The sequence below is a fragment of the Streptomyces sp. NPDC093586 genome (assembly GCF_044764905.1).
Taxonomy (GTDB): Bacteria; Actinomycetota; Actinomycetes; order Streptomycetales; family Streptomycetaceae; genus Streptomyces.
Genome location: NZ_JBIWJA010000001.1, coordinates 443,696 through 460,513 on the forward strand (window position 1 = coordinate 443,696; position 16,818 = coordinate 460,513).

General features: G+C 69.1%; 12 protein-coding genes and 1 pseudogene. 8 read left to right on the plus strand and 5 right to left on the minus strand.

The window, feature by feature from the left end; translation table 11 throughout:
• Nucleotides 1–46 precede the first annotated feature (46 nt).
• Genes ACIRFH_RS02040 through drmB form a run of 4 tightly spaced genes read left to right on the plus strand, consistent with a single transcriptional unit; the run spans nt 47 to nt 11,827 of the window.
• The gene (locus ACIRFH_RS02040) at nt 47–4,819 is read left to right on the plus strand and encodes a DEAD/DEAH box helicase (protein ID WP_403516622.1); all 4,773 of its coding nucleotides are present in this window, start codon (nt 47–49) and stop codon (nt 4,817–4,819) included.
• On the plus strand, nt 4,816–6,720 hold the full coding sequence (locus ACIRFH_RS02045) for a UvrD-helicase domain-containing protein (protein ID WP_403516623.1): 1,905 nt from the start codon (nt 4,816–4,818) through the stop codon (nt 6,718–6,720). Before ACIRFH_RS02040 ends, ACIRFH_RS02045 begins: the two co-directional genes overlap by 4 nt.
• Nucleotides 6,717–9,962, plus strand: coding sequence for a helicase-related protein (locus ACIRFH_RS02050; protein ID WP_403516624.1), 3,246 nt, complete (start codon nt 6,717–6,719; stop codon nt 9,960–9,962). The genes ACIRFH_RS02045 and ACIRFH_RS02050 overlap by 4 nt, the downstream gene beginning before the upstream one ends.
• A complete protein-coding gene (drmB, locus tag ACIRFH_RS02055; RefSeq protein ID WP_403516625.1) occupies nt 9,959–11,827 on the plus strand; it encodes a DrmB family protein in 1,869 nt (622 codons plus the stop codon). The genes ACIRFH_RS02050 and drmB overlap by 4 nt, the downstream gene beginning before the upstream one ends.
• 15 nt (nt 11,828–11,842) lie before the next feature.
• On the opposite strand, the gene ACIRFH_RS02060 is transcribed toward drmB, so the two are convergent.
• Nucleotides 11,843–12,481, minus strand: coding sequence for an ATP-binding protein (locus tag ACIRFH_RS02060; protein WP_403516626.1), 639 nt, complete (start codon nt 12,479–12,481; stop codon nt 11,843–11,845).
• 214 nt (nt 12,482–12,695) lie between these two features.
• Here ACIRFH_RS02060 and ACIRFH_RS02065 point away from each other — a divergent pair, with 214 nt between their 5' ends.
• The 4 genes from ACIRFH_RS02065 (at nt 12,696) to ACIRFH_RS02080 (ending at nt 14,423) form a co-directional block, all read left to right on the plus strand.
• Entirely contained in the window at nt 12,696–13,544 is an 849-nt protein-coding gene (locus tag ACIRFH_RS02065; protein ID WP_403516627.1) for a helix-turn-helix domain-containing protein, read from the plus strand.
• Entirely contained in the window at nt 13,541–13,744 is a 204-nt protein-coding gene (locus ACIRFH_RS02070; RefSeq protein WP_403516628.1) for a DUF397 domain-containing protein, read from the plus strand. Before ACIRFH_RS02065 ends, ACIRFH_RS02070 begins: the two co-directional genes overlap by 4 nt.
• 101 nt (nt 13,745–13,845) lie before the next feature.
• Complete coding sequence (locus ACIRFH_RS02075; protein WP_403516629.1) at nt 13,846–14,142, plus strand: DUF6247 family protein; 297 nt, start codon at nt 13,846–13,848, stop codon at nt 14,140–14,142.
• The gene (locus tag ACIRFH_RS02080) at nt 14,139–14,423 is read left to right on the plus strand and encodes a hypothetical protein (RefSeq protein WP_403516630.1); all 285 of its coding nucleotides are present in this window, start codon (nt 14,139–14,141) and stop codon (nt 14,421–14,423) included. The genes ACIRFH_RS02075 and ACIRFH_RS02080 overlap by 4 nt, the downstream gene beginning before the upstream one ends.
• A 297-nt stretch (nt 14,424–14,720) precedes the next feature.
• On the opposite strand, the gene ACIRFH_RS02085 is transcribed toward ACIRFH_RS02080, so the two are convergent.
• The 4 genes and pseudogenes from ACIRFH_RS02085 to ACIRFH_RS02100 form a co-directional block, all read right to left on the minus strand.
• The gene (locus ACIRFH_RS02085) at nt 14,721–15,224 is read right to left on the minus strand and encodes a hypothetical protein (protein ID WP_403516631.1); all 504 of its coding nucleotides are present in this window, start codon (nt 15,222–15,224) and stop codon (nt 14,721–14,723) included.
• Nucleotides 15,225–15,494: 270 nt separating this feature from the next.
• Complete coding sequence (locus ACIRFH_RS02090; protein WP_403516632.1) at nt 15,495–15,818, minus strand: hypothetical protein; 324 nt, start codon at nt 15,816–15,818, stop codon at nt 15,495–15,497.
• Between the two features lie 12 nt (nt 15,819–15,830).
• The gene (locus ACIRFH_RS02095) at nt 15,831–16,526 is read right to left on the minus strand and encodes a hypothetical protein (protein WP_403516655.1); all 696 of its coding nucleotides are present in this window, start codon (nt 16,524–16,526) and stop codon (nt 15,831–15,833) included.
• Between the two features lie 105 nt (nt 16,527–16,631).
• Nucleotides 16,632–16,760, minus strand: a pseudogene (locus ACIRFH_RS02100) (pentapeptide repeat-containing protein); the annotation flags it as partial.
• Nucleotides 16,761–16,818: the final 58 nt, after the last annotated feature.

Here is a 16,818-nt window from a genome sequence, read left to right on the forward strand (position 1 = left end):
GTCACCCAGACTTTCACCCACCTCCGACATCAGGAGCGCTGCAACCGTGTCGTTCTCGTCCTCAGCGGTGATCGAAACCGTCCTCGAACAGTCCTCCCGCGTTCTGCAGACATATGCGGTCGACCCCGGTCTCGTGGCCGAGCACGCCAATGGCGAGCGTCGTATCACGCAGGGCGGATACGGAGACCGTCAGCTTTTCGAGCTCGTGCAGAACGCGGCCGACGAAATCGCGAACGAACCCGGCGGACGTATCCACGTGGTTCTCACGGAGTCGCGCCTGTACTGCGCCAACGAGGGAAGTCCGGTCACCCCGGAAGGGGCGGAAACCATCCTTCGGATGAGCATGTCGAAGAAGCGCGGTGGGCAGATCGGACGGTTCGGGGTCGGGGTGAAATCGGTCCTCGTGGTGACCGACGCGCCGGAATTCTTCAGCCGCACCGGGAGTTTCGGATTCGACCGCGCCTGGTCCTACGAGCAGATCAAGGCCGTACCCGGTGTGACCGACCGCTACGGGCCGGAGTTCGACGCCCCCGTACTGCGGATGGCCCGTCCGCTCGACATGCAGGCCGAGCGCGCCGCCGACCCCGTACTGGACAAGCTGCTGACCTGGGCGACCACTGTCGTCCGGCTCCCGCTGCTCCCGAAGGCCGACGACCGGCTGGGCAAGGACATGCACGGCAGCCGTGGCAAGGACCACGGTGAGCCCCGTGAGGAGTTCCCGGTCGGGTTCCAGCTCTTCTCGCCGCACGTCGCCAAGGTCGTGCTGGAGGACCACCGTCCCAGGCCCATGGCGCGGCGGACGCTGACCACCCAGCACTCCGGTGACCTGCACACCGTGACCGAGGAGCGCACGGGGAAGGCCCTCTCCACGGAGCGTTGGCGCGTGTTCACCACCACGCACGAGCCGGGCCCCGCCGCCCGCGCGGACGCCGGGGAGCTGCACGACCGGGTCGCGCTCGACCTGTCCTGGGCCGTCCCCGCGCTGGAACGGGACGCCGAGAGCGGCTTGTACATCAGTCCCCGCTCTCGCTCTCGCGGTCGCGGCAAGTTCTGGTCCTTCTTCCCCACCAAGTACGAGATGTCGCTGAGCGGCATCCTCAACGGGGCGTGGAAGACCAACGAGGACCGGCAGAACCTGCTCGACTCCTCCCCGTTCAACCAGGAAATGATCAGGGTGTCGGCGAAGCTGGTCGTCGACTCCCTCCCCGGGCTGGCCCCGGCCGAGGACCCGGCCGCCTACCTCCCCCTGCTGCCCGGCCGTGTCAAGGAGTCGATCAGCTGGGCCGACGAGTTCCTGACCCGGGAGATCTGGGCCCGCAGCGCCACGAGTCCTTCGTTGCCCGACCAGGACGGTGTCCTGCGCGTCCCCACGCAACTGCGCGTCCATCCGCGGCTGGACAAGGATCTGAAGCAGCTGACGCGGTGGCTGCGGATGTGGCACGAGTGTCCCGGACGCCCTTCGGACTGGTTGCACCCGAGCGTCGAAGCCGACAACCTGCGCTCCGGCAAGGTCGAGCACATCCTCGGCGCCGCACGACAGGAACGAGCCGGGGTCCGCGACTGGCTGGAGGCCCTCGTCGCGAGCGGCACCGCCGAAGCGTCGGCGGTGGCCGTCCGCATCCTGGCCGACATGGTCGAGAAGGATTCCCCCTTCGCCGACGAGGCCCGCAAGGCCCGCGTCGTGCTCACCGAGGAGCACGGGCTGGTCGCCCCGGTCCACGGCAAGGTGTTCCGTCGGGCCGAGCACCAGGACGGACTGCGCGAGTCCACCGTCTACGTCGTCGACGAGCTCGCCCAGGACCCGTCGCTGGCGCACGCGCTCAACGTCCTCGGCATCCGCGAGGCCGACGCCGAGGGTCGGTTCGTCAGCGTCCTCGACCAGGGCTTCGACCACTACGGGGAGTCCGACTGGGAGCGCTTCTGGGAGCTGTTCCGTCAGGCCGGCATCCGTCGACTGGCCCACAAGGTCCTGGAGCGCGTGCCCGACCCGCGCACGACGCTCCGGGTGCGGACGGCCGACAAGCACTTCCGGCCGGTCGCGGACTGCATGCTGCCCGGCGTCGTGGTCGACACCGAGCGCGATCCGAGCGTCGCCGTCGACATGGAGTTCCACTCCGACGACGCGTCCTTCTTCTCCCTGATCGGTCTGCGGGAGCGACCGGCCGGCGGTGTGCAGCCGCAGGCCGACGAGGCCTGGTTCGAGGAGTACCGAGCGGCCGTCCACGCCTCCTACCTGCGCTCCCTGGACAGCCGTGCCCCGCGTCCCGCGCTGAACCGGATGAAGGTCGAGGGTGCCGCGATCGGTGGCCCTCTCCATCTCTTCCGCGACCTGTCCGAGGAGTCCCGCGCCGCCTTCCTGAAGGCACTGCCCGACGACGCCGTGGTGGACAACTGGACGCGTCAGTTCGGCGCCCAGACCAGCACTCGGCAGGCGGTGATGTCCCCGATCCGGTGGATGCTGCGCAAGCACGGCACGGTCGTCACCTCCCAGGGGATCAAGCCGCTGACGGAGGCCGTCGGTCCCCAGCTCGCCGCCTACCGCGACGTGCTGCCGGTCGCCGACATCTCCCCCGAGAAGGCCCGCAAGCTGCGGCTGCCGACCACCGTCGACGAGGTCCCCGCCGACCGCTGGGACGCGCTCCTCGACGAGGTGTCCCGCAGCGAGGACGACTCCTTCGTCGGCGCCACCTACGTGATGCTGACCCGGTTCGGGGCGGACTTCCCCGAGGACTCCCTCACCCGCTGCCGGATCGGTGACACCTGGGGCACCCGCCCCGACGACGAGATCACCCTCGCCGTCGGCGCCGCCGAGTACCGGGCCCTGCGCGCCGAACAGCTTCCCGCGCTGCTCGTGCCGACCGCCGAGGACGCCGAGCTGATGGTCGAGAAGTGGGGCATGCTCCGCTACTCCGACGTGATCAGTCGGGAGACCCGCGAGGTGCCCGAGGGCGACCCCGTCCCCCTCGTCGAGCTGTTCCCCGCACTGCGGCAGCGTCTGAACAGCGGCAACCGGAACAGCATGGTGCAGCGGTGCACCGAGCTGGAGGAGGTCACCCGTACTCCCAACGGCACGCAGGCATCTCCCCTGGACGCCGTGCGTCAGAACGGCACAGTCAAGATCCGCGTGCCGCGTGAGCCCGAGCCCATGCTGCGGCTGATCGACCGCGAACTCGGCCTCGGCCTGGGCGCGGCCGGCTGCCGCGCGGTGCTGGAGCACCAGGACCGCATGGCCAAGGACAGCGCCCTCAAGGCGGCGCAGAAGGCCGTGCGCGACGCCGAGGACGTCGTGACCAAGCTCGAGCTGCTGATCGGCGCCGAGGCGCTCAGGGCCGGCCTGCCCGAAGGGCTGATGGACGCCGAGCTGCAGGCAACCGGTGGCGTGGAGCCGTCCGGACGTCGCATCGCCCAGATGGCGTTCAACGCGCACGGCGACGGGGTGCTCCAGCAGCACGCCCGGGACATCCAGGCGCGCTTCCCCAACGCACCGGTAGGGTACGGGGGTTCGTCGTCCGCCATCGCGTTCGTCTCCGACCTGCGCCTGCCCGTGACGTTCGCCGGCTCCAGGACTCCCTCGCCGCCCTCCTACGAGACGATCGAGGGACCCCGGGACTTCCCCAGGCTCCACGACTACCAGGAGGACCTGGTCCGGAACATCTCCACCCTGCTCGATCGGCTCGCCCCGCAGCGCGGCATGCTGTCCCTGCCCACGGGTGCCGGCAAGACGCGGGTCACCGCCGAGGCCGTGATCCGCTGGGTGAAGCGGGTCGGCGACCTCAAGGGTCCTCTGCTGTGGATCGCGCAGACCGAGGAGCTGTGCGAACAGGCGGTGCAGAGCTGGAAGTTCGTCTGGAGCAAGGTCGGTGCCGAGCGGCCGTTGACCATCAGCCGCCTGTGGAGCAGCAACGAGGTCGGCAACGTCGTCGACCACCCCCACCTGGTGGTCGCCACGGACGCGAAACTGGAACGGTGCCTGGGCACCGACCAGTACGCGTGGCTGCGCGAGCCCGCGCTCGTGATCGTGGACGAGGCGCACACCGCGATCTCCAAGCGGTACACGGAGATCCTGAGCCTGATGGGCCTGACCCAGTACGAGACGCGCCGGCATCTGCTCGGCCTGACCGCCACCCCGTTCCGCAACACCAACGAGGACGAGACCCGCCGACTGATCACCCGCTTCGGCAACCGGCGGCTCGACGAAGGCGTGTTCCCCTCCGGCGACCCGTACCGGGACCTGCAGGAGTGGGGCATGCTCGCCCAGGTCGAGCACCGCACGCTCACGGGTGGTCGGATCGAACTGAGCCAGGACGAGAAGACGCACGCCGAACGCATGGCGATGCTGTCCCGTGCCGCCGAGCAGCGGCTCGCCGACGACCACGAGCGGAGTCTGCGCATCGTCGAATCGGTGGCCGCGCTGCCGTCGGACTGGCCGACGCTCCTCTTCGCCACCTCCGTCGACCACGCCAAGTACCTGGCGGCCATGCTCAACGACCGGGGCGTCCGGTCCGCCGCCGTGGACTCGACGACCAGTGCGCAGGACCGCCGGACGCGGATCGAGAACTTCAGGAACGGACGCATCCGTGTGCTCACCAACTACGGGGTCCTCACCCAGGGGTTCGACGCGCCCGCGACCCGGGTCGTGGTGGTGGCACGACCGGTCTACAGCACCAACGTGTACCAGCAGATGATCGGCCGCGGCCTGCGCGGCCCCAAGAACGGCGGCAAGGACACCTGCCTGATCCTCAACGTCGACGACAACATCGCCAACTTCGAGACCAAGCTGGCCTTCACCCAGTTCGAGCACCTCTGGAGCCCCAAGTGACCGACGTCTACCTCGACAGTCCGCCGCTCACCGCCGAGCAGCGGGCCGTCGTCGAGCAGCCCTGGGACGCGCGGGTCCTGGTCACCGCCGGGGCCGGCGCGGGGAAGACGCACACGCTGGTGCGTCGGCTCGACGCCCTGTGCGGTCACGAGGACCCCGAGGAGGCGCTGGAGGCCACCGACATCCTGGTGCTCACGTTCTCCCGCGCGGCCGCCCGGGAGTTGCGCGAGCGCATCACCCGGCACGGGGACCGGGCCCGCCGGGTGCGCGCCCAGACCTTCGACGCCTGGGCGTACGGAGTGCTCCTCCAGGCGTGCCCGGACCGGGACTGGGCCACGACCTCCTTCGACGAGCGGATCAGGGCCGCGGCCGAGGCCGTCGAGGAGGGCGCGCTGGAGGCCGGCGACTCGGTCCCGCCCTCCCACGTGGTGATCGACGAGGTGCAGGACCTGCTGGGCGACCGTCGGGAACTGGTGGAGGCCCTGCTCGACCGTTACCAGGAGACCTGCGGTTTCACCGTGGTCGGTGACGCCGCCCAGTCGGTGTACGGCTTCCAGATCGAGGACCCGGCCGAGCGGAACGCCGAGACCGGTCGGTTCTTCGAGTGGCTGCGCCGCTCGTTCTCCGACGACCTGGTGGAGCTGCGTCTCACCGAGAACTTCCGGGCCGTCACTCCGGAGGCACGCGTCGCGCTGTCGCACGGCCCCCGGCTCCAGCAGGTCCGGGACGCGGACGAGGCCGCTGCGCTCTATGAGGAACTGCGCGACCTCCTCCTGGACCCGGTCAACTCGCTGGGCGACCTCACCGACGAGTACACGCTGCAGGGTCTGCGGGACCTCGACGAAACCTGCGCGATCCTCACCCGCGACAACCGGCAGGCCCTGGTGGTCTCCCGGCTGCTCCACGAGAACGGCATCGGGCACCGGCTGCGCCGCCCGCTCGAGGAGCGACCGGTGCCCTACTGGGTGGCCGAGCTGCTGCGCCGTACCGAGGCGACCGGCCTGCCCGAGGAACGGTTCCGCGCCCTGCTGGGAGAGATACCGCTGCCCCACGAACCGAACGCGGGCGCCCTGTGGACGGTGCTGCGGCGCGCGACCCGCTCGCCCGGGCGCACCGCGCTCGATCTGGACCGGCTGCGCCGCCTGGTCGCCGACGGCCGCTTCCCCGACGAGGCGGCCGACCCGGAGACGGCGCGGATCGTCGTCTCCACCGTGCACCGGGCCAAGGGACTGGAGTTCGACCGGGTGATCGTCCTGACCCCGCCGACCGTCGCCGAACTCCACAAGCAGTACGGCGCCGAGGCGGACCTGCCGGCGGAGGCCCGCGCTCTGTACGTGGCGATGACCCGTGCCCGACAGGACCTCTACCACGTCCACTCCCCCGAGCTGCCGATCGTCAAGAGGGCGGGGAACCGCAAGAACGGTCGCCGGTTCGTCGGCGGGTGGCGGTCGTGGGACAGGTTCGGCGTGGTGGCCGAGGCCGGGGACGTCTGCCGGGACAACCCGCCCGGTCACGCGACCGACGCCGTGGCGACCCAGACGTACCTCTTGCAAGAGGTCTGCCCTGGTCAAGAGGTGCTGCTGCGCAGGCGTCACGATCTGCCGGCGGGCGAGGAACAGAGCCCTCCGTACGCCCTGCTGCACCGGGGGCGGGAGATAGGCGAGGCGTCGGAGCGGTTCCGGCAGGAGCTGTTCCGGGTGCAGAAGGTGAACCGGACCTGGGACCCGTGGTGGCCCGACGAGATCCGCGGCCTGCGGATCGACACCTTGGAGACGGTGACGGGCAGCGTCGCGGCCGGCGCCAACGCCGGCCTGGGAGACCGGGGCGTGTGGATAGCGCCGCGGATCACCGGCATCGGCATGTTTCGACGGGCTGACAACGAAGAGGAGCAGGGCGCATGACGCACGTGGCAGATCGGCACTCCGAGCACTATCGGGTGCGGGACGAGGAACTTCTCGTGGGGCTGCGCAGGGAACTCTTCGGCCCCACCGAGGAGTCCGCCCCGGAGGACCGGGCCGAGGTGCTCCCTCATGACGCGCCGATCGACCGCTACCTGACCGGTGTGCTGTATCCGCGCGCCTCGCGGGAGCGGAGGGCCGAGAACGCCGCCGAGCAGGACGGCCTGGACGCCGCGCCCGTTCTCGCTCGGGAGGACGCCGAGGAGGCCGGCGCCGCGCAGGAAGCCGGTGTCTCGGGCGACAAGCGCCCGTCCTCCATGGGGCTGACCTTCGCGGTCGATCCGGCCATAAGCGACACGATCGTGGTCTCGACGCGCGCGGCGGTCTACGAGCCCACCGACGCGGACGGCAACCCGGTCCCGGCCCGCCGTGCCGAGGCCCGGACCGTCGCGGAGCAGCGGGAGCGGTGGCGGCGCAAGGAGCTCGAGCTCCCCGAGAAGACCGTCGACGTGACCTCCCCCACTCCGGGCGAGCTGATCGATCTCGTTCCGGACAAGGTCGCCCTGCATGTCATCGTCCGCCGCCCCGACCCGGTCAGCGGCACGGTCACCGTCACGGTCACGCTGATCAATCGGCAGAAGGTCGGCGAGCGGGATCTGCAGGACGCCTTCGCCCTGTTCCAGTGCGGTCTGGTGGTCTGGGCCGCCGACGGCTCCAGCGCCTTCGTCGAGCGTCCCGCCCCGGACGCCTCGCACGACCCGGAGATCGCCACCAGCCGGCTGCTGCACCGGCATGCCCCGACCTTCGCCATCGGCCACGGCTGCGCCGCCGCCTGGGACTGGGTTCCGTCGCCGATCGGCGTGACCGACAGCGTCCAGGCCGCCGTCCCCGAGATCCGCAGCGAGTTCGTGCCCAGCGTGGAGGTGCTGCTGACCGACTCCAATCCGGAGATCGACAGCTCGTCGTTGTCGATGCTGGGGCTGGCCGAGAAGCCCGACACCGAGGTGCTGGGCGCTCTGGAGGCGCTGGCGACGGGGTACGAGGACTGGATCACCCGCAAGTCGGCCGAGGCCGACGCTCTGGTAGGCGGTCCCCACGAACAGCCCGCGCGGGACCAGGTGGACGCCTGTCGCGAGGCGCTCGGTCGGATCCGCGAGGGCATCGAGCTGCTGCGGGCCAAGCCCGACCTGATGCGGGCGTTCCGGCTCGCCAACCGTGCCATGGCCGACCAGCGCGCCCGCAGCGCCTGGGTGAAGGACGGACGCGTCGGCAGCCCCGATCCGGCCGCCGGCCGCTGGCGTCCCTTCCAGATCGCCTTCCTGCTGCTCTGCATGGCCGGCATCGACGACCCCGAGCACGACGACCGGAAGATCTCCGACCTGCTCTGGTTCCCGACCGGTGGTGGCAAGACCGAGGCCTACCTCGGTCTGATCGCCCTGACGTCCTTCCTGCGCCGCATCCGCAAGGGCGCGAACGGCGGCGGTGTCACCGTCCTCATGCGCTACACGCTACGGCTGCTCACCCTGCAGCAGTTCGAACGTGCGGCGATCCTGCTCTGCGCCATGGAGAACATGCGGCGGCACACGCCCGAACTGGGCGACGAGCCGTTCTCCGTCGGCATGTGGGTGGGACGCTCCGCCACCCCCAACATGCTGGCCGAGGCCGCCGCCAGGCTCGACGAGCTGCGCGCCGACCTCGACAAGCGGCTCGCCACCGAGAATCCCGTCCAGCTGCACGCCTGCCCGTGGTGCGGGACCCGGCTCGACGCCCGGGACTACGAGGTCGACGAGGACGCCAAGCGGATGCTGATCCGCTGCCCCGGCGCGGACTGCGACTTCACCGACGGCCTCCCCGTCCACCTGATCGACGAGGCGGTGTACGACGCGCGTCCGACGCTGGTGATCGCCACCGTCGACAAGTTCGCCTCGATGCCGTGGCGTCCGGCGACCTCCGCGCTGTTCAACCTGGACGACCCGACCGACGGCACTCCTCCCCCGGAGCTGATCGTCCAGGACGAGCTCCACCTGATCTCCGGCCCCCTGGGCACCCTCACCGGCCTGTACGAGACCGCTGTCGACGCGCTGGCCGAACAGCCCAAGGTGATCGCCTCCACGGCGACCATCCGCCGCGCCGCCGACCAGGGCCGGCACCTCTTCGCCCGCGCGGTGCGGCAGTTCCCGCCCGCGGGTCTGGACTCGCGCGACTCGTGGTTCGCGGTGGAGACGCCGCGCGAGGAGAAGGCGAGCCGCCGCTACGTCGGCCTCCTGGCCCCCGGCACCAGTCAGTCCACGCTGCTGATCCGCACGTACGCCACGTTGCTGCACCGGGCCATGCACGCGGACACCGACGACAAGGTGCGCGACGCGTACTGGAGCCTCGTCGGCTACTTCAACAGCCTGCGGCTGCTCTCCGCCGCCGAACTCCAGGTCCACGACGACGTGGTGGCGTACCTGGAACTGCTCGCCGAACGCGAGGGTGTGGCGGTGCGCCCGGTGGCCAACTACTCGGAGCTGACCAGCCGGATCGACGCCAGCGAGATCCCCACGCGGCTCAAGGGCATCGAGAAGAGGCTCCCCGACGAGGACACCGTGGACGTCCTGCTCGCCACGAACATGATCGCGGTGGGCGTGGACGTGGACCGGCTCGGGCTGATGGCCGTGATGGGCCAGCCGCAGACGACCGCCGAGTACATCCAGGCCACGAGCCGCGTCGGCCGCGCCCACCCCGGCCTGGTGGCCGTCATGCTCAACTCGGCCCGTGCTCGGGACCGTTCGCACTACGAGAACTTCCAGCACTACCACTCGGCCCTCTACCGCGAGGTCGAGTCCACCTCCGTGACCCCGTTCTCCGCACGCGCGCGTGAACGGGGACTGCACGCGGTGATCGTCGCTCTGGCCCGCATCCTGATCCCGGAAGCCCGCCCGAACGAGGGCGCCGGACAGGTCGACTCCTACGAGCACGTCCTTCGGGGGCGCATCAGGACCCTGCTCCTGGACCGCGTCGACGCGGTCACCCCCTCGGAGGCCGAGGCCGTGGAGCAGGACTTCGACGAGTTCGTCGACTGGTGGTGCCAGGAGGCCGACATCCACGGCGAGCTGCTCTTCGAGCCGAAGCGGGGCAACCGTGCCCCTTCGCTCCTGAAGTCGTACGACGACGACTCCGAGGACCGCGAGGCGTGGCCCACCCTGTGGAGTCTGCGCGACGTCGACGCCGAGTCCGCCCTGTTCATGGAGGGAAACCGATGACCCCGCCCCCCGCCCGCCGCCGTCGGACCGCGGCGAACGGCATCACCCCGGCCCACAACCTCCCCCGCCGCGGCACGGTCCGCCGGGCCCAGGCGATCAGCACGTACGGCGTCGGGTCGCTCATCGCCGTCGACCACGAGTCCTTCGTCGTCTCGGGCCTGGACGAGGCCGATCACAGCTGGCGCAGGGACGAGTCTCCCGTCGTCCACGAGCGACGACTGGCCCGACTGCTCGACGTCGACCACTTCCGGCTGCCGCCGGCGTCCGACGACACCAGCAAGGACGGCCTCCGGGTCCGCCGATTCCCCCTGATGCACTCGTGCCCCGAGTGCAACGACCTGCAGCCGCACCGCGACTTCTCCCCGCCTGCCGGACGAAGCGTCTGTGGCACGTGCGAGGTGGACCTCGTTCCCTCCCGTTTCGTCGTCGCCTGCGAGGCCGGGCACCTCGACGAGTTCCCCTACTGGCAGTGGGTGCACCGCTCGCCCGACCGCGATTCCACGAGGATCGGCAAGTGCGGCGGCAAGCTCAGGATGCGCACGACAGGACGCACCTCCTCTCTCCGCTCCATCGTCATCTCCTGCACCTGCGGCCAAGTGCCCGAGGTCTCGATGGAGGGTTCCTTCCGCAGGAACGCTCTGAAGGACCTGCGCCTCACCTGCCGAGGCGCCCGCCCGTGGCTCGGCTCCTCCGCGACGGACCCGGCGGGGTGCGGGCTCCCGTTGCGCACCCTGCAGCGCGGTTCCTCGTCGGTGTGGCAGCCGGTGCTGAAGTCGGCACTCTCCATCCCTCCGTGGAGCAGTGGCCGTGCGGACCCGCTCGCGGAACACTGGGCCGCGCTGCGCCAGTACGACGACCGCGAGCACATCAGGATCTACCTCCAGGGGGCCTTCCAGGGGAACTGCCCGGTCCCGCTGGACGAGGTCATGGCCCTGCTCGAAGCGGAGCGCGAGGAGGACCCGGAGGACGAAAAGGCGCCCAGCTTCGACCACCGCTACCGCGCCCTGCGCAACAAGGAGTACGAGCGTCTACGCTCGGGCAACGACGAGAGCGAGCAGTCCCGTGACGAGCAGTTCGTCTGCGAGACCCCACTCGGTGACCCGCATGTGCTCCAGCCCATCGGGATCACCGGCCCGATGCTGGTGAAGAAGCTTCGGGAGGTACGAGCCCTGAAGGGCTTCACCCGCCTCGTCGACGCCGAGTCGACGACCGATGCAAAGGAGATGCCACTCTCCGAAAAGCCCCTGCGATGGTTGCCGGCCATGGAGGTCCGGGGCGAGGGCGTCTTCCTGCGCCTGGACGAGAGCCGCCTGGAGTCCTGGGAGAAGGCGCCGCACGTGGCGGCCCGGGTCGAGCGCATGCGTACCGCTCACCAGCGGGTTCTCGAGCAGCGGGCCGACGACCCGAGCCGGGCCGTGGAGTCCCCGGCCTCGCCTCGCATGGTGCTGTTGCACACCCTGGCCCACGTCCTGATCAACGAGTGGAGCCTGGAGGCGGGCTACCCGTCCGCCTCCCTGCGCGAGCGCCTGTACGCCGCGGACGACATGGCCGGAGTCCTGATCTACACGGCGACGAGCGACTCGGCGGGCAGCCTCGGCGGCCTCGTCGTCCAGGGTGAACCGGAACTCCTCGACCGCACGGTGCGTTCGGCCGTCCGCCGTGCCGAGTGGTGCTCCTCCGACCCGCTCTGCATGGAGGCCGAGGCGGCCGGCTCGGCCGGGACGAACCTCGCCGCCTGTCACGCCTGCGTGATGCTCCCGGAGACGAGCTGCGAGCACAACAACATCCTGCTGGACCGTGCTCTCCTGGTGGGTACGCCGGAGGAGCCCGCCCTGGGATTCTTCGCGGCCTTGTCCGAAGGCTGACACCTGCCGCCCGGCTCACCGGCGCGTCTCGAAGACCTCGGCCTCGAACCGCACCTGGGCCCGGTCCAGCACGTCGTCCGCGTCGCGGCCGTGCGCGCTGAGCCAGTGGAGGAGGTCGGTGATCACGGAGATCGCCGCCTCCTCCCCCTCGGTGATGCCGAGCCTGCCGGACCGTGGTCCGTGCTTGGCCCCATGGGCACCGTAAAGACCGATCATCGTCTCGACCCGGGTCATCCTGAGACAGCCGTCATGGCCGCTCACCGGCGGCAGCCCTGTGGCGAGTTCGCACCAGGTGACCTTCCGGTCGGCACCGAGCTGGACGCCCCACCGGTCCGTGACCGCACCGACGAGCGCCATCCCGCGGCCACCTTCCGACTCGAAGTCCGCGGCCACGAGCGTGGGCAGGGCGCGAGTGTCGGGGTCGTGGACCTCGATGCGCAGGGAGGTGCCGTTCAACTGGACCGCCAGCGTCGTCGGGGTCCCGGCGCCCACGTGAGTGATGACATTGGCCACGAGTTCGCTCACACAGAGCTGTGCCTCGTCCACGAGGTCCTGCAGTCCCCATGCTCCGAGGTGCACCCGCACGTTGCGCCGTAGTGTCGCCACCTCCTCCTCCAGCGCCACGAAGTCCACAACCCACGACGGCTGCGTCATGCATGCAGTAGGGATCACTCCCGACCTCCCACACTCGTGGGTCCGTGCGGGCGCCGGTGCGCCGCGCCGGTCCCGCACCGGTCGTCCTGCTCGCCAGGATGGCCGGCGCGCATCCCGCCGTGCAATGTGCATGGGGAGAATCCCACCATCGGGTGATTGGCGGACGGACCTCTTGGCACGGAGACTGAACGCCGTTCGGACGAAGGGGGCCCAGATGGCCGGATCACCGACGGCGCGCCGCCGTCGCCTCTCCATCGAGCTGAAGAAGCTGCGGGAGAAGAACTCACTGACCTGCGCCCAGGTGGGAGCGGCCCTGGACTGGAGCGGCTCCAAGGTCAACCGCATGGAGACCGGCAGCGGACGCGTCCAACCCTCCGACGTGGAAGCGCTGTGCCGCTTCTACGAGACCACCGACGAACTGCGGGAGTTCCTCAAGTCGCTGGCCCGGCAGGCGAAGACGCGGGGATGGTGGCAGGTCCACGGCTCGGGAGTGCCCGAGTGGTTCTCCATCTACATCGGCCTCGAACAGGATGCGTCCACGCTCCGCCAGTACCAGTCCGAAGTCCTGCCCGGGCTCCTGCAGACGGAGCCCTACGCCCGCGAACTCCACACCTGTGGCTCCTACCTGCCGCCCGAGGACATCGACCGGGCCGTACGAGTGCGGCTGGAGCGCCAGGCGATGCTCAGCGGCTCCGGTTCCCCGGACTGCTGGTTCATCGTGAGCGAGGGCGCCGTGCGCAGAGTCATCGGCGACCGGGCGTTGATGCGGACCCAGTTGGAACACGTCCTGGAGGCCATGGAGAAACCGAGCGTGACCCTCCAGGTGCTCCCCTTCGACGCCGGCACCTGCCCCACGACGGGACCGTTCACCATGCTGGGCTTCCCCGACCCGGAAGACCCCGACGTCGTATATCGCGACGGCATCACTGATGCGATGTACTTGGAGGGCGAGCCTCATGTCCGGGAGTACACCCGGGCGTTCGACGAACTGCGAGCCGCGGCCCTGAGCCCGCGACGGACCGCCCAGCTGATCAAGAACGTCGTGAAGGAGCACACACAGTGAACAACGCCCTCGACAACACCGAGCTCCCCCGCTCGTGGGTCAGGTCCTCCTACAGCAACGGCGCGGGTGGCGAATGTGTCGAATGCGCCCACGTCGACGACATCGTCTTCGTACGCGACTCCAAGGTCGGCGACGCCCTGGTGACGCGGATGGGAGCCCAGGCGTGGCTCGCCTTCACCCACGCGACGGGCCGGGGCTGACCGACGGCTCGATGAGAGAGGAGGAGCGAACAGAGTCCGCGAGACAAGAGGACCTGTAGGAGACTCCGAGTAGGACGAGAAGGACCGAGGAGCAGGTGACCGTGAGCGCACAGCACGTGGAGTCCGGAATTCCCGCATCGCTGCCGTTGAAGACCATCGGCGACATAAGAGCTGCTCTGCGTTCCGGGCACGGCTTCCCCGGTGACAAGGAGAGCTTCGAGGCCGACCTGCAGCGTGCGCTCGAGGCGTCGACGGAGACCGACCTCAAGGCCGTGGCCACGGTGATCGTCGATTACCGGGGCAGGATCCGCCTCTATCAGGATCCGGACTTCGACATCGCCCTCCAGGAGGGCATCGACCTGGTGACGCGGTTGAAGCGGGAGGCACGAGGCGAGTGACCGGCGTCATCGCTGTCGTGACAGCACGAGCGGCACAACGGGCGAAAGATCTCGGCGTCGAGCAGGCGCTGGAAGCCCTGCGGCGGGAGCTGGAGCTGGCGCCTCGGCTCGGGGTTCTCCTGGGGCCTCGTCGACAGGACGGCATAGAGGTACGCAAGACAAGGATCGAGCCTACGCATGAGATGCCGGGGCTCGCGGTGGCATACGTGTACACACCGGCGCCTCCGCCTCCCACGGTTGCGATCACCTCGGTGACTCCGGACGACGGAATCCCCGAGTAGCCCCGCAAGGCCTATGACGCGGAGCGCGCTATGCCCGACCTCTTCGGGGAACGAGTGGGCACAGCCTCCGCATGCCCGTGGGCAAACATCCGGGCGAGGACCTCACGGAATACGACGACGTCCTCGCTCGGCGCTTCGATGACCGCCTCGATCTAATTGTCGCTCAACCGTAGCCGTCCGACCGCGACCAGGCGGTACGTAGATGATCCCAGAGCGACCTACTGATCACCCACGTCTTCCTTCTCCGAACTCGGAAAGATCAGTGGGCCAGTTTCCCTGCCCGGCTCGCTTGCCACTTCACAACCTCACCCGGACATTCCCGCCGAGGTCCCACAGCTGCTCGTATTCCAGGTTATCGATGTTCACTTTTTCGAAGTCGGATCCCATACGCCAGGTAGCTATGAGCCCGTTCGGATCCGAATTTCCGTATTCATCGGTGATCTCACCCACGATCCGCACGAGGACACCATCCACTTGCTTGCCCTTGTAGTACTTCTTGATCGCCTTGACCGGCACCATCGGAGCAGACTTCACCACTTGTTCTGCATCCCAACCTGCCTGCTGAGGACTCATCACGACGGTGATGAAAACGCCGCCATGTTCTCCAGCACTCTCCTCTACAGTCTTGATCAGGGTGGTCTGAGCAACCTTTTCCTTCGCCGGAAGGTTCGGGTCGATCGTCTCTACGGGCGCTGAATCCGCAGCTTTCGACGCGGAACCCGTTTCCGTTGCGTCGATGCATCCCGCCAATCCGAAGATGAGGGCAGCCGAAAGCGGCATAGCGAAAGCCAGTCTTTTCATGTTTCCGTCCGGTCGAGATTTTCTTCGCGTCACCGTGGGGCCTTGGTACGACACAGAAAGGCCACCGACGTCTGAACCAAAGCGACGCCCCCCACTCTGACCGGCTCCACACCGCCAGCGCGGAGGTATCTGCCATGCCAGAAGGAACGATGCTGACCGACTTGATCGTTTTCCGCAAGTGCTGAGGTTTGTGTCCCTTCCGGGGGCAACCAGCCACGACCTACAGAGAGCGATATCCCGATCAGCCAACTGAACGCCAGCGACAGACGGTCAGCGTTTGATGCGTCCGCGGACGGCGAGGACTGCGAGGGCGAGGAGCGCGGGTTCCACGAGGCGGGAGGTCATCTCGACGTAGGTGCCGGTGGTGGTCAGGTCCTGGCCGCTGGAGCGGAACACCACCGAGTTCAGTGTGACGTTCAGGGCCTTCTCGAAGCGCTTTCCCGTCCATCTGTCCCCGGTGGGGTTCTGCGGGTCGTCCTTGTCGATCCCGAAGGTGACCTTGCCTCCACCCGGTGGCACGGTGCCGGTCGCCTCCTGCTTCGGGACCTCCTGCGGGAGCCCGAAGCCCATCAGCAGCACGAGGGTAATGATCATGGTGGCGGCCAGTCAGCCCAGGGCTCGCAGGCCGTAGCCAGACAGCAGCCAGTAGGCGTGCAGCAGTCCGTATTCAGCACGGGATGTGCCGACGCGGTCATGGCGACGCATCTCCATCTCGCCGTAGTAGAAGTCCGCCGCGCCCGGCTCGTTCTTGCTGTCCTCGAACGCCTTACGCAGTGCCCGGTACACCGGCGCCAACTGCGCCGGCCCGACGCGTCCAGCACCAAGCACCGCCAGGTTCCAGCCTCGGGCAGCGTTCGGCTGGCTCGCGCGCCAGTGGTGTTCTTCGGCGAGGGTGCGGCGCTGGGCAAACCGTGCCGGGCGCCGACGTCGGCGGGACGGAACCTCGTCGAAAGAGCAGGTGCCCTCCAGCCGCAACTGGTCCAGATGCACGGTCCCGGTGAACAGGCACTTCGACAGGTCGACGTCAGCGAGGACCAGGTGGGCCGCGTCTACCCCGCGCAGCGTGGCTATCCGCACCCTCGCGTCGGGCGCGTGGGCAAGAGCCTGTTCTGCCACCGGCCGTCCGTCGGGGAGTATGAAGGGGTCGGCCTCCGCGGCGATCGTGAGAGGGTATTCGAAGACCGCGTGGGCGAAGTCCACCGTTGCGTAGCGCAACTGCAACATGGCTGTTGATGACCAGCGGGTCCACCGACACTCCAGGCGGCGCGCGGCGAACAGGAGGGTCGCCGGGCCGTTGAACACCGCCCCGGATAACCTCACCTGCCCGGCGCACACCAACGGCCCGATGCTGACCCACCGCTCGAAGGTCACCGATCTGAACCAGGCGTCGCGCTGGAAAGTCACCGACCCGAACCAAGCGGTGCCCTGGAAAGTCACCGATCTGAACCAAGCGGTGCCCTGGAAGGTTGCCGACTCGAACCCGGCGGCACTCTGGAAGGTCACCGACCCGAACCAAGCGGTGCCCTGGAAAGTCACCGATCTGAACCAAGCGGTGCCCTGGAAGGTTGCCGACTCGAACCCGGCGGCACTCTGG